The organism is Rhodanobacter sp. Col0626 (genome assembly GCF_049994385.1).
Classification (GTDB): Bacteria; Pseudomonadota; Gammaproteobacteria; order Xanthomonadales; family Rhodanobacteraceae; genus Rhodanobacter.
Genome location: NZ_CP188260.1, coordinates 1,116,486 through 1,130,934 on the forward strand (window position 1 = coordinate 1,116,486; position 14,449 = coordinate 1,130,934).

A 14,449-nucleotide genomic window follows, 5' to 3' on the forward strand; every position below is an offset into this window, starting at 1 on the left:
TGCGCGCCGCCGCCGTCATATGCCATTCGTGTTACCTGCCGTGATCATGCGCGAGGTTTCACACGGCCGGGCAAACAGGCATCATCCATGCTTTCTTTTGCACAGAGTGTTATCGCATGACAAGACGTTACGCAGCGCGCCGCTCGCCGATCCACGGCAATGGCGTGTTCGCCACCGCACCGATCGGCAAGGGCGAGGAGATCATCGAGTACAAGGGCAAGTTGCTGACCCATGCCGAGGCCGATGATTTGTACGGCGACGGCGGCGAAACCGGGCACACGTTCCTGTTCACGCTCAACGACGACTACATCATCGACGCCAATCAGCAAGGCAACACCGCGCGCTGGATCAACCACAGCTGCACGCCGAACTGCCGTGCCCTGGTCGAGGAGAGTGCAAGCGGCGACCCGCGCCGGGACAAGGTGGTGATCGAGACCCTCCGCAAGGTCAAGCCTGGCGAGGAGCTCACCTACGACTACGGCATCGTGCTCGACGTGCCGCATACCGCGCGCCTGAAGAAGTTGTGGGTTTGCCTGTGCGGCTCACCGAAGTGCACCGGCACCTTGCTGAAGCCGAAGCACTAGGCAACCGGCGTTAGCCGCCGCCGCAAACGCGCAACGAACGGAGACGGGATCAGCGCTCCGGTTTATCGACGGCGCCAGGCGCTGCCGGCTTGCCGATCCAGCGCGCGGTATCCAGTTGCCGGTCGATGCTGTCGGCCAGCTGCCTGATCCGGGGCCGTACCGCATCGGCGACGGCGCCGGTGCAGCCCAGGTAGAAGTCCACCGTTTTGCTGCCGGCGGAACCGGTCACCGTGATCTTGATGCCGGGCTGGTCGGTCATCACGGTCTCGCAGCCATCGTCGTGCGACACGTAGCTGGGCTGCATCGCATCGAAGCCGGCCTGCTTCAGCGCGGCAAAAATATTCGCGCGCCGGGTCGGTGTGGCGCGATCGCTGGCCGCCCCGGTCTGGACGTGGCTATGGCCAACGAAACGGATCTGGCCATCCGCCGCCATTGTGACGGTGTAAGCCGGGCAGTTGCCGAAGCAGGTGCTGCGTTGCAGGGTGACGCTGGCGTCATGCACGGCCGGATCCGTGCCGGCGTCGGCGCGCACCGCACACGCCGAGGTCGACAGGATGGCGCAAACAGCAAGGCTGTGGACGAACAGGCTGCAGATCGGTTTCATCGGGATGCTCCGCACGCATCGACAGGTGCACCCAGCATACCGACGTGACGTGAAAGACATCGCATGACCGTCGCTCAGTCTTCCTCCACGTGCGGCTTCCACGCTTCGCTGAGTTGCTTCTGCACGGTCGGCGGCACCGCTTCGTAGTGACTGAGGTCGAGGCTGTAGCGGCCGCGGCCACCGGTCATCGACTTCAGCTCGGTGGGGTAGTCGGTCAGTTCGGCCAGCGGTGCCTGCGCCTTGATCACCAGCTCGCCGCCGCGCTGGGTATCGGTGCCCATGATGCGTGCACGCTTGCCGGCGAGCCCACCGGTGACATCACCCACGTTGTGTTCGGGAATCGCCACCTCGACGTTGACGATCGGCTCCAGCACGATCGGCCGCGCCTTGCCGACGGCATCGAGAAAAGCCTTCTTGCCGGCGCTGATGAAGGCGACCTCTTTCGAATCGACCGGGTGGTATTTGCCGTCGTACACGGTCACGCGCAGGTCCTGCAGCGGATAGCCGGCCACCGCGCCGTGCTCCATCGCCTGGCGCACGCCTTTCTCGATCGCAGGCAGGAACTGGCCGGGGATCACGCCGCCTTTCACCGCATCGACGAATTCGAAACCGGCGCCGCGATCGAGCGGCTCGATGCGCAGGAACACCTCGCCGAACTGTCCCGCGCCGCCGGTCTGCTTCTTGTGCTTGTGATGGCCCTCGGCGTGACCGGCGATGGTTTCGCGGTAGGCGATGCGCGGCGGGTGGGTGTCCACCTCGACCGCGTAGCGTTCGCGCATGCGTTCCAGCATCACTTTCAAATGCAGGTCGGACAAACCGCGCACCACCGTTTCGTTGAGCTCCTTGTGGTGCTCGACGCGAAAGCACGGATCTTCCTCGGCCAGTCGTCCCAGCGCGTTGGACAGCTTCTGCTCCTGGCCCTTGTGTCGCGGCTCCAGCGCCAACCCATACATCGGCGAGGGAAACGCCAGCGGCGCCAGCGTGATCCGGTCTTCGTCATGCGAGTCGTGCAGCACGGCGTCGAAGTGGATCTCCTCGATCTTCGCCACGGCGGCGATGTCGCCGGGGATCGCTGTCTCGATCTCCACATGCGTCTTGCCTTGCAGCCGGAACAGATGGCCGACCTTGAACGGCTTGCGGCCATCGTCCACCAGCAGCTGGCTGTCGCGGCTGATGGTACCCTGCCAGACGCGGAATACGCCGAGCTTGCCCACGAATGGATCGTTGACGATCTTGAACACGTCGGCGATCACGTGGGCAGCCGGGTCAGCACTGACCTGCAGTGGCGTGCCGTCGCCGCGTACGAACGGAGGCGGGTTCCCTTCGGCCGGGTTCGGCAGCAGTCGTGCAGCGACGTCCAGCAGTTCGCCGATACCGGCGCCGGTGCGCGCGCTGACGAAACAGATCGGCACCAGGTGGCCCTCCCGCAGACACTGCTCGAATGCATCGTGCAACTGCTGCGGTGTCAGCACAGCCTCGCCGGCATCGAGATATTGGTCCATCACCGATTCGTCGACCTCGACCACCTGGTCCAGGATGCGCTGGTGCGCCTCGGCCAGCGAAGAGAAATCGGCGGCGCCTTCGCTGTGGAAGAAGCAGTCCAGCACGCGCGTGCCATGACCGGCCGGCAGATTCACCGGCAGGCATTCGCTGCCGAACTCTTCACGCAGCGCATCGACCAGCGCGGCCAGGTTGGCACCGTCGAAATCGATCTTGTTGATCACCAGCACGCGAGCCAATCCGCGCGCCTTGGCATGCATCATCATGCGACGGGTGCCGTGCTCGATGCCGTTGATGGCGTTGACCACGATCGCCACGGTTTCCACTGCGGAAAACGACGCTAGCGTGGCACCGCGGAAATCGGCGTAGCCAGCGGTATCGATCAGGTTGAGGTGGCAGTCGGCGTGATCGAGATGTGCGATGCAACTGTCGATGGAGTGGACCCGCGATTTTTCCTGGCTGTCGGTGTCCGATACGGTGTTGCCGCGCTCGACCGTGCCCGGCGTCTGGATCACGCCACCGGCCAGTGCCAACGCTTCGAACAGCGTGGTCTTGCCCGCACCGGCGTGCCCGGCCAGCGCGATGTTGCGGATGCTTTCCGTGGAATACGACACGATGCGACCCTCCTCAAAAGGGCGTGGCCTCGTGGCATGAACGGCGCCGCATGAGGCCGCGCGTGGCGGCTGACGATGGCGGGCCGTCATGGTCGTCCTTCAACTGTACAGGGCGGCTTTTGTACAGCGCGAAAGCGGTCATGACGGAATGGCGCGTGGCGCCACCCGCCTAGACTTGAGCGAACCGCCGGGTCGGTCAAGCTGCACTGCGGGGAACCGCGGCCGCCACCGGGCGGTCTGTAGTGCGCACGGAGACGCCCGCCGCGCCGGTGCCGCAGGGTCGCCCGCGGTTCAAGCAGGCCCGGGCATCCTGACCACATTCGTATTCCGCGAGGCATCGTCATCGTCCGTTCGCCGCAGACTGCATATCACCAACCACCACCCGGCCAGCCGCCCGGTGACGGATCGCCGTCACTCGACGTCGCAGCGCGCGCGCTGCTGCAACAGCGCCGCTGGCGCGAGGCGCGACGCGAGCGTCGCCAGCACTGGCCGGCGCTGGCGGTGACGGTGTTGCTGCATGTGGTGTTCCTGCTGGTGACCTGGCGCGCGATGCGACCGTCGCCGCCGCCGACCGTGCAGGCCCGGCCGGTCGAAGTGCTGCAGGTGCGCTTCATCACCCATGCCACCAGTGCCGTCGCCACGCCACCACCACCACCGCCCCAGGCGCTACCGCCTCCGCCAGCCCGTACGCCGCCAAAGCCGAGCGAGCCGGTGGCGAAAGGTGCCATGACCGTGCAGTTGCCGCCGCCCAAGCCCACCAGTACCGCCCGCCTGTACGACGAACACGGTCAGCCCCTGCTGCCCGCCGCCGCGGCCAGCGCCGCCGCGCCCGGCTATGTGCAGCATTTGCCGCAGGGCGATGCTCGGGTCATGCAGCACGACAGTCCGGTGAAATATCAGGCAACCCGTTTCGAGCAGTATTTTCCGCCACCGGATGAAACGGCCGGCGGTGCCGCCGTCCGCCATGTGGTCGACGCGGTGGTCAAGTCCAAGGACGTGGATCTTCCCGGGGGCGTGCACCTGAAATGCATGACGGTGCTCGGCATACCCACGCCAAATTGCGGCATGCCGCCGGCAGGGCCCTCCGCCAAGGACGGCGACGAGCGCCTCAGCATGGCGCCCGCCAGGCCACTCGACGGGGACGCACGCAAAACCAGCAAGCCCAGCGTGGAGGCATGCATTGCGATGTACCGCGATGGCAAGCCGCTGGCCTGGGGTTGCCCGGTCGACACGCCCAATCGCGCCGTCGACGCCGAACAGCGCGAACGTGCCGCAAAGGCGGCCCAGCACCACTGAGCGTCATGCGGAATCGCGGCGGCGCCCGCTACACTGGCCGCATGCCCCTGCCGCCCCCGGACAAACCTGCTGCCGGCCACTCCGCCAACCCTGCGCGGATCATGCTGAACTCGCCGCTGGCGGCAGCCATGCGGGCGCGGGTCTATCGCCAGACCCGTCCCGTTCCACGCCAGCGCAGACTGCGGGTGCTGGCGGCGATCGGCACATTGTTCGTGCACTTGATGTTCCTGTTGATCATGGCGTTGGGTCCGGCCTACGAGCCTTTGTCACCGCCACCGCCACCGAAGGAAGATTTTTTGCAGGTGCGTCTGGTGGAACCGCCCGAACCACCACCACCGCCGCCGGTTCGGGGCACACCGCCGAAAGAACACGGTCCGCGGCATCAGGGCCGCAGCAGCCGCGCGGCGCCCAGTCGCGAGCACAGCGCAAATACGCAGAGCGAGGTCGCCGCGCAGCCGACGCCGGCGATGGCGAAACCCGTGATCGCGCAGGCGAAGAAAGCCCGCGCACCGGCACCGAAACCGACCGCGGCGCCGGTGCCGCCGGTGAGCCTGCCCAAGCCTGCGCCTGCGCCGGAATTGCAACCGGTGCCATTGGCCGGCGAGCCACCGACGGTGACCCTGCCCACACCGGTACTGCAACCACCGGTGCCGCCGAGCTTCCAGCCCGAACCGGTGCGCCAAGCCCAAATGGAAGGCAACCAGCCGATGCCGCCGCCGCCATCGCTGGCCTTGCCGGACATGCCCAAACAGTCATCCCCGCCAGTCACCGTATCCAGCATCGCGCTGAATACCGAGGTGCCAAAACCCACCGCGCCCGCCAGCGTGAAGCTCAGTCCTGCGGAACTCTCCGCGGCGCCGCCCGTGCCTGAGTTGCAGCCGATTCCACTGCCGGCGCAACCGTCGCCCAGCGTCAATCTGCAGACGCAACTGAGCGCCCCCGCGCCGACCGTCACCCCCGAGAGGCCACAGGTACAGGCGCCAGCGGTCGACGTGGCCGACGCCGAACTCGAAGCGGTACCGATGGCGCCTGCATCGCCACCACAAGCGGTCGCGGCCCCGGCGGCCGCGAAGATCGACGTGGCGAAAGCTGCGCCGGAGATAGCCGTCCAGACGTCCATCGATCGACCACAGTTGAGTGCGCCGGCAGCTGCTGAGCCATCGCCCTCGAAGGCGGACCAGCCGACGCCAACGCCCGCTCCCACCACGTCAAGCGCGTCTGCCGCGAATGCCGCTGCGTCAAACCCGGGCGACACCAACAGCGGACAGGATGTCAGCCGTGCGCCCGATGCCACACCGCAAGGCAGCGACAACGCCACGCCGGGTGAACCCCATGGCGTGGCCGCGGCACCGGAGAACAGCAGCCGGGATGCGGGCGCCGTACGGCCATCGGCAGGGCAGGGCAAGGACACGGGCCGCAACGGCAAACAGACTGGCAGCGGCCAGCCGGGGGGCGACCAACCCGGGGCCGATCAGGGCAGCAAACAGGGTGCACTCGGGGGTTATGTACAGCTGAAGCCGCACGGCGATACGCAGATCATGGGCCATGGCACGCCGAACATCGGCTACAAACCCACCCGCTTCGAACAGGACTGGACCCCCGAAGGCGAAAGCTCGATCGATACCGCGCTGCGCCACGCCGTGGAAAAGACCTCGGTCAAGCACACCTTCCACCTGCCACGTGGGGTACGTGTGCAATGCACGGTGATGCCGCTGTTGCCGATGTCATTGCTCGGCTGCGGCAACGCCGATCCACCGCCAAGGCCGGTCGACGCGAAAGTCTACGAGCGCATGCACCTGGCTCCCGCCCATCCGCTGGTGCCACCCGCACCAGCGGCCAGCACCACGGCGCCTGCGCCCATGATCAAGCTGGACAACAGCGCGGAATGCGCCGCGGCCCGCGTCGCGGGCAGCCCGCCGCCGCCGGGATGCGAGGGCATCGTACTGCCGGTCAAGCCAGCCAACACCCCGGCATCGTCGTCCAGCTCCTGGGTGCCGGCGAGTGACCAGTTCCACTGAGCAAGGGCATGGCTACTGCAACCCGGTGAACTCAACACGCCATGTCCGCTGCGATTGAGCACATGCGTGTTGATCTGGGCGGTCGATACCTCCTTGTGACCAGCAGCATGCACCTGCGGATGTCATGGTCATCCTCGATCAGATGCGTCGTGAACGAAGGCGCAGCGTGTAACAGACAAATGCCAAGCCGAGGCATCCGCTCGCTCGCCAGATCCAGCAACTTCGGTGGCCGCACCGGCACGTTTGCCTCGATTCTCGCGTCGTGGATTACACTGTATTTTGAGATCTATTTAGCGCGTTAGATATCGTTGGGAGAGACATGGACACTAGTGACGTAATCGCAGGACTGTCGCTCTTACTATCGCTAAGTCTTGCTTATTTCTATCTTCGCGACAGAGAGCACGCGCGATACAGCATCCGAAATGAATACACTCGTGAACTACTTGACTGGCACAATCGGGTAGCAGACGTACTGATGCGATTTCGCCACTTGGCAAGGCGCCAAGACTCCGCAGACTTTCAGCAAGACTTAGCATGTCTATCGTCTCTGATTGAACAGGGTCGGTTCTACTTTCCAAACATTGTTCAAAACAGCTACGGCGCAAGTAAGCCCGCTGCATACCGAGGCTATCGTAACCTCGCGCTCGACTTCTTAGTGGAGTTCTACAACATTGTGACTCACGCGGCTCAAGATGAAAGTGATCGCAACTCTCTGACAACGTTGCAAAGGTACTTCACATCCATTGTGTTCCAAGTCGTGCGGCCCAAAGACAGGTTGGAAAAGATCAAACAACTCACAGATCAGTACTTCGTCAAGGATCACACAGTTAACGACATCATCGGCAATCCAGATTTGTTTCCGGTCTACCGCGATGACGCATAAAAATTCGTTCAAGGCGGACGGCTACGCTGCCGCTTAACTCCAGCGTTAGATTCCACGGGGGACTCTTGGACATTCGCACCGACAACCTGGAAAGCCCCGCGGTTCTGGCATTGCTTCGTGAGCATCTCGACTCCTTGGCGCTGACTGCTCCGACGGAAAGTCGTCACGCCTTGGATTTGAGTGGGCTGCGAAGCTCTGACATCACTTTTTGGTGCATCTGGGATGGCCAGGACCTGGCCGGATTCGGCGCGCTCAAGCATTTGAATGAATCGCACGCCGAGGTCAAGTCGATGCGCACTGCTGCTTCGCATTTGCGCCGTGGTGTAGGTTCAATGGTGTTGCAACACCTGATTCGAGAAGCCACCGCCCTTGGCTATTCAAGGCTGAGCTTGGAGACGGGCTCAATGAACTTCTTCGAGCCTGCACGGCGCTTGTACGCGTCGTTCGGGTTCGAATTTTGCGCACCTTTCGGGGGTTATAAGCCAGATCCAAACAGCCTGTTCATGACCAAACAGCTCAACGAGCTGGCATCCAGCACATCGTCCAAGCGGATGCGAGAGAAGCCGCGCGCCGCCTAACTCCAGCGTCAAGCATCGTAGTCGTCCAGGAGAACCATGACCGCAACCACCATGATGAAAATGGACAGGCCAGAAGATGCGCCCGGTGCATTCCAGGCCGCCTGGAACGCTCACGACGTGGCCGCACTCGGTGGCCTGTTCGATGAGGACGCGACGTTCGTGAATCGGTTCGGACACTATGTCCGGGGCATCGATGAGATCGTGGCGCTCCATGCTCCCATCCACGAAACGATCTATCGCGACTCCACGCTTGAAAATGAACTGATCGACGTCGTCCACATTGCTGACGAAGCGGCGGTCATCCATTTCTGGAGCCGCCTGGCGGCTGGACCTGCTCACCCGGCCGGGTCACATGAGGTCGATACACTGATCCTTGCGGTGCTGACCAGGCAGGATGGGATGTGGCGCATTCGAGCGCTCGAGAATGTGACCCTCACAAACCCGCGGACCGGCGAGGCGATCTTGCGCGGCTAGGGCAGCGTTGTTGCGTAGATGCACGAACTGTTGGGTGCGCTGTGCCCGAAGCATGGACAGGGCCGCTTGTATGATCCGGTCTCGCGCCAAAAGGTAGGTGGTTGAATGCGCCCCGCCCGAAACCACGACAAGCTGCAGGTTGCCGGGTACGCCAGCCGCCCGTAAAGCCGAGAGGGGAGTCTCGCTATCCTCCGTGCCCTGGAATACGACAGCCGGTATATCCAGCGTGCTCGGCAGTGCTTCAGCTAACGAATAGTCATGCGCGAGGAGCCTTGAAACAGGTAACAGCGCCAGCGGCGCCAGATACCACCGGGATTTTAGCCGGAGGCGAACTGCTGACGAGAATGAAGGTGCCGCGCTCTCGAGGATGAGCCCCGCCGGATGAGACCTTCCGGCGGCATAGGCCGCGACCATGGAGCCGAAGGAACGGCCGTACAAAACGACCCGGTGGCCCGGACATATGGCTTGGGCAGAAGCAGCTACCTGCGCGGCCAGCGCCAGAATCTCGGGCAGATGAGGCGTGCCCGGGGCTCCGTTCTGCCCCGGGTAGGCGACGGCCAAGATGGCGAAACCCTGCGCGGAAAATGCAGGGAACAGATTCTTCTCGTACGCAGAAATGAGGCCATGCTGACCGGGAAAGAAGACGACGCAACCCACCCTCGGAGTTCCGTAGCGTCGAACCAACATGGCATTGCCGTCATCGCCGCCTATGCGCAGGAGCAGTGGCGCAGTCGTATGCGCGGAAGGAGCAACGCGTGGCAAGACCAGCGGCTCAAGCGCGAATCGCAACAAACATGCACCCGCGGCGAAGTAGAGGAGCACGAATGCTGCACCCGTGAGCAGGAGCGTGCGGATCCTCATGACGGGAAGTCTCTTACGAAATGTTAGGCATAAACGTCAAAACCTCCATAGCCCTAGCAAATCTCCAAGCGCGCCAAAAACCAACACTCCGCCTAGGATGCCGCTGACGGCAACAGAGGTCCAAAAACCTGGTGAATTTTCCGAGCGTTTGAACGTTGAAAGTATCAAGGTAGAAGTCCCACTACGGATGTCGAACAAAGTTTCGAGTAATACCAAACTGCCAGCGCTAATAAAAATGCCATCCCCACCTAGCCGACCAATCTTCTGGGCGTGGGCTTGGTAAAAAAGAATGGCAGCGGCTGCGATGCCCCAAACAATCAAGCGCATGAGTGCATAACCTGAATCGATGCTTTCGCGTCGCTCGTCGTCACTCATAAATTTCCCATATCGAGCACGCCTAACGCTTGAGTTGAGCGGCGGCGGAGCCGTCCGCCTCGAACGAGATGTTAGGCATCTGTACCAGGCCCAAACAACCGGCGGATGCTAGTGCCACAACGATATAGGATCACTGACCCAACAAACAGGATCACGACACGGACGAGCAGGAAAAACAGTTCAGTTTGGTGGTCATGCAGAAAGAACTGTTGCGGGTCCGACTTGGGATCCAGGATCACCGAGCCTGTCGTTTGCAGAAAATACGATAACTCATACAGGTGCTGAGGAAGATAGGACAATTCCATGCAGCCCCAAAAAAATAGATAGATCGAAAGCGTGCGCGAAAGGAGAAGCACGACGCCGTTTTCGGTAATTGTATTCATGTGTCGTGATGCCTAACGCTGGAGTTAAGCGGGGGCGGAGCCGTCCGCCTTGAACGAGATGCTACGCCTCACGCCGGCGCGATTTGACTAGCAAGTAGCCAATGAGCAGCACTGGAACAGCAGCGAGGGCCATCGCGATGGTGCGCTGCGCCCAAACGATGGGGAATGTTGGAATGTACAGTGCCGCAAAAATGAAGGCTGACGCCAGTGCTGGAACCATCGTTCGCTTGTGTACGAGCCAAGCAGAAGCGAGCGCCGCAAAACCAGCAAAAAAGAACACAACCCGCCACTGCATTGCCGAATTAGCGAAATAGACAAGTGCGGGCCAGCGGGTAGGAAGCGCTCCTACGAAGCTCAATGCAGAGCCAACGACTGGCCACAAAGATAGCCACACGAGCAAGGCAATGATCAGGGCATGAAGTGATGAGGTGGGCGACTTTCTTTCCATGAGACCTAACGCTAAATAGATTTTAAGATGCAATGTAATCCTGCAGCCTATCCCGGACGCCTGATGTCGGCGTGGAGACGTCGGTCTACAGAATCAACGACTTGCTCCCCTTGGTGCCGCCTAAATCTGCAACCTAATCTCGCAGTGCTGAATTGGGCGGGAGATGATGGTGGCATCCTTTCACGACGCGGGATGCGGGGCAAGCGAGGAGCGGTGCGGCCATCGAAGTGCTGGATCTGGTGAGCGAGCACATGCGCCGGCTTGGCGTGTCCAGGCGCAGCGAGAAGGCCCATGTGGGCTGGGTACGTCGTTTCATCCAGGACAACGGGAGCGGCATCCACGCCGCGACGATGTGTGCGGAACCGACGGCGGCAGCACGCAGGAGGTAATCAATCCCGATCAGGCGGCGTGGTGCTCGATCCGGATGGAAACTGCATGGAAACCGTGTTTCGCGGGGATTGAGCCATCGACGGCGAAGTGCGCCAGATCGTCTGTCGATTTGCCCCGGTCCGGATCGTCGTATGGGTGGAGGCCTATCCGGGTCTCAACAGAGCGGTGTCATAAGGAGAGTGCCATGCAAAGCAAGCCGGTAGGCTGGTTCGAGATCTATGTGCAGGACATGTCGCGTGCGAAGGCTTTTTACGAGGCGGTTTTCCCCTTTCAGCTTGAAAAGCTGGAGAGCCCTGATCCTGGTTTCGAGATGTGGTCGTTTCCGGGGCCAATGGACGATAGCAACGGGGCATCGGGTGCGCTGGTGAAGATGGCCGGGGTGCCGTCGGGCGTTGGCGGCACGGTGGTCTACTTCATGTGCAAGGATTGCGCGACGGAAGCGGGCAAGGTAGCTGCCAGTGGTGGTCAGGTGGCGAAGGCCAAATTTTCGATCGGCAAATACGGTTATGCCGCGCTCGTCATCGACACCGAAGGCAACATGATTGGCCTTCATTCGATGCAATAGGCGATAAGGAAAAGCCGAGTCTTGCCATCCGTGGAGCGCAACGCGTGCGCTCCACGGATTTGCCGTCAGCTCACAGCAGGCGCAGCAGTTCCTTCATCAACGGCAGCCGGCGCACGCGCACGGCACTGGCGCGGAACACCGCATTGGCGAGCGCTGGTGCGGCGGTGGGCATGGCCAGGAAGCTCGCACCCGTCGGTGCGCGATCGCCGGGAACGACGATGACTTCGACGTCGTTCGGCAACTGCGCCATGCTGGCCAGGGGATAGTCCTTGTAGCTGTGTTGCTGGACCTGGCCGTCCTTGACGGTGATGGCCAGGTTGAGCGCGGTGGACAGCGCGTCGAGCGTTGCGCCGGCGATCTGGCCTTCCAGGCCGAGCGGGTTGATCACGCGGCCGACGTCGACGGCGCAGACGACTCGCTGGATGGTCAGTTTCTCGCCCTGCATCGACGCCTCGATCGCGTGCGCCACGTAGGCACCGTCGACATGCCAGCAGGCGATGCCCAGGCCGTTGACGGTGCGCAGCCAGTTCTTCCATTCGATCCGGTCGGCGACCAGTTGAAGCACGTTGGCCAAGCGGGCGGTGTCGAGCGTGCCGCCAGCGCTCAGCGGCAACTGGCGTGCTTCGCCGATGATGCGCAGGCGGGTTTTCAATGGGTCTTCGCGCATCAGGTGCGCGATTTCGTCGATGAAACTTTCCACCGCGAATGCGTTGCTCAGATGCGGCATGCCGCGAGCCGGGCCACGCGGCATGGCGGATTCGAGCCCGTACCAGTCGCTGCGGTAATTCGGTACCAGTCCGGCAGGCAGTTGGTCAGCTTGCAGCTCGGACGTCCACAGGCGATCGGCCGACACGTTGCGACGGGTCAATGCCGAGGCGCTGGCCATGCGCTGGGTCCAGGCAGTCAGCTGACGCTTGCGGTCGATGATCGCGCTGAGCTGGTGCACGCTGCCGGCGCGATAGTAGTCGTGGCTGAAATCCTGCTCGCGCGTCCACAACAGGCGCACCGGTTTGTCGGCGGCCTTGGCCAGCATCACCGCTTCGGCCACGTAGTCGTGATCCAGCCGGCGGCCATAGCCGCCACCGACGCGTGGTACCCGGATATCGATTTGTGCGGGAGCCAGACCGGTCAGCCGCTGCACCACGGCCCAGGCTTTTTGCGGCGCCTGGGTCGGCACGACGAGGCTGGCGCTGTCCTTGTCCAGCCGTACCAGGCAGTTCATCGGTTCGGCGGTGGCGTGGGCAAGCCATGGCTGGAAATAGGTGGCGTCGAGCCGGCGGGCGGCTTTCTTGCCGGCGATGTCGACGTCGCCATCGTCGCGTACCCGCGTGGTGGAATCGGTCTTGCCGTTGAGCAGGGCGTTGGCCTGTTGTTCCAGGGCATTACTGTTTTCGCTGCCGCTGGTACCGGGCTTCCATTCCAGCTTGAGTTTTTCGCGACCCTGCAGCGCTGCCCAAGTGGTTTCGGCCAGCACGGCTACGGCCGGGGCGATCACGGTGGTGCCCAGCGGCTGGCCGGCTTCGGGTTTCAGCTGAACCACTTTCAACACGCCCTTGACGGCCAACGCATCGGCGGTGTCGATGCGTGCCAGCGTGCCGTCCGGCCATGGACAATGGGCCAGCACGGCGACCAGCGCGTCCGCATAGTGCTGGTCGATCGCGTAGCGGGTCTGGCCGGTGACGATCTCGCGTGCGTCGACATCGCCGATCGGCTGGCCGATCAGGTGATAGCCCGCGGCGCTTTTCAGCGGCGGCATGCTGGTCGGCAACGCCATCTTGCTGGCGTCCTCGGCGAGGCTGCCGTAGGTGAAACGGCGGCCATCGGGCGCGATCACCGTACCCGCATCGCAGCGCAACCGATTGGCCGGCACACCCAGCCGTCGCGCCGCCGCCTGCAGCAGCAACCAGCGTGCCAGCGCGCCGACCTGGCGCAGGTCGTTCCAGGCGGCGGGGATCGATCCGCCGCTGCCGCCGACCTGACGCCCATAGGTCCAGCGTGGCTGGCCGTTGTTGTCACTCACGCCGAGACCGAGCGAAACCACGCTGACGCGTTTCCAGTCCGCGTCGAGCTCGTCGGCGATGATCCGCGGCAGCGAGGTGGCGACGCCGGTGCCGGTGTCCGGATCGCGCGCGCCGATCAACACGTTGCCATCGGCGTCGATGCGCACGTATGCGCCCAGATCCTGAAATTTGTCGCCGAGCAGGGCCGGCGGCAGCGGGACATCGGCGGCGTCGGCCACACGGATGCCGACCATCAGCGCGCCAGCGGTGCCAGCCAGTACCTGCAGGAAACGGCGGCGCGAGAGGTGGAGCTTGTCCGAAGCAGGGCGATGACTCATGGCTGACCCGCCTTGCCCGCGGCGAAGCGCTTGATCGCACGGCGCACACGGGTCTGGCAGCCACAGCGGCATCGGTTCGGCAACTGGTCGATATCGGTATCGTCGGGATGCGGCTTGCGTTTGAGCAGGTCGAGCGCGGCGATCAGCCAGCCGGGCGTGCAGTAGCCACAGCCGATCGCGTCTTCGTCGATGAACGCCTGCTGCAGCGGATGCAGGCCGCCGTCGTTGGCGGCCAGGCCCTCCACCGTGGTGATCTGCCGGCCTGACAGCTTGGCCATCGGCACGGCGATCGCGGAGACCGCCTTGCCGTCGAGCAGGATCAGGTCGGCACCGCTGCCATCGTGCTCGCTACCGTACTTGGTGCCGGTCAGCCGCAGCACGTCACGCAGATACCACAGCAACGGCATCTGCGGGTCGCCGGTATGCAGGTAGTGCTCGCCGTTGATCTGCAGGTCAATGCCGTCGCGCACTTTCTCGGGCGTGATGCTGCTCTGCGGACTGGTCGGCAGGACCTGGGCTTGCACGGGCGCCATCCATC

Annotated in this window: 14 protein-coding genes and 1 pseudogene; 7 read left to right on the top strand and 8 right to left on the bottom strand. The window is 63.3% G+C overall.

Features of this window, described 5'->3' with window-relative positions; genetic code table 11:
• Positions 1-116: 116 nt before the first annotated feature.
• On the top strand, positions 117-584 hold the full coding sequence (locus tag ACPPVV_RS04520; protein WP_426702280.1) for an SET domain-containing protein: 468 nt from the start codon (positions 117-119) through the stop codon (positions 582-584).
• 49 nt (positions 585-633) lie between these two features.
• Here ACPPVV_RS04520 and ACPPVV_RS04525 read toward each other — a convergent pair whose 3' ends face one another.
• Both ACPPVV_RS04525 and fusA read right to left on the bottom strand, forming a co-directional pair.
• The gene (locus ACPPVV_RS04525) at positions 634-1,188 is read right to left on the bottom strand and encodes a DUF6438 domain-containing protein (protein ID WP_426702281.1); all 555 of its coding nucleotides are present in this window, start codon (positions 1,186-1,188) and stop codon (positions 634-636) included.
• A gap of 74 nt (positions 1,189-1,262) precedes the next feature.
• Positions 1,263-3,302 carry an elongation factor G gene (gene fusA / locus ACPPVV_RS04530; protein ID WP_426702282.1) on the bottom strand — a complete coding sequence of 680 codons (2,040 nt, stop codon included), beginning with the start codon at positions 3,300-3,302 and terminating at the stop codon, positions 1,263-1,265.
• Between the two features lie 501 nt (positions 3,303-3,803).
• Between fusA and ACPPVV_RS04535 the strand changes: the two genes are divergently transcribed.
• The 5 genes from ACPPVV_RS04535 to ACPPVV_RS04555 all read left to right on the top strand — a co-directional run bounded on the left by ACPPVV_RS04535 (position 3,804) and on the right by ACPPVV_RS04555 (position 8,551).
• Positions 3,804-4,598, top strand: coding sequence for a hypothetical protein (locus ACPPVV_RS04535; RefSeq protein WP_426702283.1), 795 nt, complete (start codon positions 3,804-3,806; stop codon positions 4,596-4,598).
• A 41-nt stretch (positions 4,599-4,639) separates the two neighbouring features.
• Complete coding sequence (locus ACPPVV_RS04540) at positions 4,640-6,616, top strand: hypothetical protein (protein WP_426702284.1); 1,977 nt, start codon at positions 4,640-4,642, stop codon at positions 6,614-6,616.
• A gap of 475 nt (positions 6,617-7,091) precedes the next feature.
• Positions 7,092-7,499 (top strand): hypothetical protein, encoded by a 408-nt coding sequence (locus tag ACPPVV_RS04545; protein ID WP_426702285.1) that lies wholly within the window; start codon positions 7,092-7,094, stop codon positions 7,497-7,499.
• A gap of 65 nt (positions 7,500-7,564) precedes the next feature.
• On the top strand, positions 7,565-8,077 hold the full coding sequence (locus ACPPVV_RS04550) for a GNAT family N-acetyltransferase (protein WP_426702286.1): 513 nt from the start codon (positions 7,565-7,567) through the stop codon (positions 8,075-8,077).
• A gap of 36 nt (positions 8,078-8,113) precedes the next feature.
• Entirely contained in the window at positions 8,114-8,551 is a 438-nt protein-coding gene (locus ACPPVV_RS04555; protein WP_426702287.1) for an SgcJ/EcaC family oxidoreductase, read from the top strand.
• Positions 8,552-8,653: 102 nt separating this feature from the next.
• On the opposite strand, the pseudogene ACPPVV_RS04560 reads toward ACPPVV_RS04555, so the two are convergent.
• The 4 genes and pseudogenes from ACPPVV_RS04560 to ACPPVV_RS04575 all read right to left on the bottom strand — a co-directional run.
• Positions 8,654-9,412: pseudogene (locus ACPPVV_RS04560) on the bottom strand (alpha/beta hydrolase); the annotation flags it as partial.
• Between the two features lie 36 nt (positions 9,413-9,448).
• Positions 9,449-9,787, bottom strand: a complete 339-nt coding sequence (locus ACPPVV_RS04565) for a hypothetical protein (protein WP_426702288.1) — start codon at positions 9,785-9,787, stop codon at positions 9,449-9,451.
• 71 nt (positions 9,788-9,858) lie between these two features.
• Positions 9,859-10,170 carry a hypothetical protein gene (locus tag ACPPVV_RS04570; RefSeq protein ID WP_426702289.1) on the bottom strand — a complete coding sequence of 104 codons (312 nt, stop codon included), beginning with the start codon at positions 10,168-10,170 and terminating at the stop codon, positions 9,859-9,861.
• A 61-nt stretch (positions 10,171-10,231) separates the two neighbouring features.
• Positions 10,232-10,651, bottom strand: a complete 420-nt coding sequence (locus ACPPVV_RS04575; RefSeq protein ID WP_426702290.1) for a hypothetical protein — start codon at positions 10,649-10,651, stop codon at positions 10,232-10,234.
• Between the two features lie 541 nt (positions 10,652-11,192).
• Between ACPPVV_RS04575 and ACPPVV_RS04580 the strand changes: the two genes are divergently transcribed.
• A complete protein-coding gene (locus tag ACPPVV_RS04580; protein ID WP_426702291.1) occupies positions 11,193-11,573 on the top strand; it encodes a VOC family protein in 381 nt (126 codons plus the stop codon).
• Positions 11,574-11,643: 70 nt separating this feature from the next.
• Here ACPPVV_RS04580 and ACPPVV_RS04585 read toward each other — a convergent pair whose 3' ends face one another.
• Together ACPPVV_RS04585 and ACPPVV_RS04590 are read right to left on the bottom strand one after the other, a co-directional pair.
• Positions 11,644-13,911 carry a molybdopterin cofactor-binding domain-containing protein gene (locus ACPPVV_RS04585; protein WP_426702292.1) on the bottom strand — a complete coding sequence of 756 codons (2,268 nt, stop codon included), beginning with the start codon at positions 13,909-13,911 and terminating at the stop codon, positions 11,644-11,646.
• Entirely contained in the window at positions 13,908-14,444 is a 537-nt protein-coding gene (locus ACPPVV_RS04590; protein WP_426702293.1) for a (2Fe-2S)-binding protein, read from the bottom strand. Before ACPPVV_RS04590 ends, ACPPVV_RS04585 begins: the two co-directional genes overlap by 4 nt.
• Between the last annotated feature and the right edge of the window lie 5 nt (positions 14,445-14,449).

Bases quoted from the DNA above. Each gene is read 5' to 3' on its own strand.
- ACPPVV_RS04520 (WP_426702280.1), top strand. From the start codon at position 117: ATGACAAGACGTTACGCAGCGCGCCGCTCGCCGATCCACGGCAATGGC.
- ACPPVV_RS04525 (WP_426702281.1), bottom strand. From the start codon at position 1,188: ATGAAACCGATCTGCAGCCTGTTCGTCCACAGCCTTGCTGTTTGCGCC.
- ACPPVV_RS04540 (WP_426702284.1), top strand. From the start codon at position 4,640: ATGCCCCTGCCGCCCCCGGACAAACCTGCTGCCGGCCACTCCGCCAAC.
- ACPPVV_RS04545 (WP_426702285.1), top strand. From the start codon at position 7,092: ATGCGATTTCGCCACTTGGCAAGGCGCCAAGACTCCGCAGACTTTCAG.
- ACPPVV_RS04555 (WP_426702287.1), top strand. From the start codon at position 8,114: ATGACCGCAACCACCATGATGAAAATGGACAGGCCAGAAGATGCGCCC.
- ACPPVV_RS04565 (WP_426702288.1), bottom strand. From the start codon at position 9,787: ATGAGTGACGACGAGCGACGCGAAAGCATCGATTCAGGTTATGCACTC.
- ACPPVV_RS04570 (WP_426702289.1), bottom strand. From the start codon at position 10,170: ATGAATACAATTACCGAAAACGGCGTCGTGCTTCTCCTTTCGCGCACG.
- ACPPVV_RS04580 (WP_426702291.1), top strand. From the start codon at position 11,193: ATGCAAAGCAAGCCGGTAGGCTGGTTCGAGATCTATGTGCAGGACATG.
- ACPPVV_RS04585 (WP_426702292.1), bottom strand. From the start codon at position 13,911: ATGAGTCATCGCCCTGCTTCGGACAAGCTCCACCTCTCGCGCCGCCGT.
- ACPPVV_RS04590 (WP_426702293.1), bottom strand. From the start codon at position 14,444: ATGGCGCCCGTGCAAGCCCAGGTCCTGCCGACCAGTCCGCAGAGCAGC.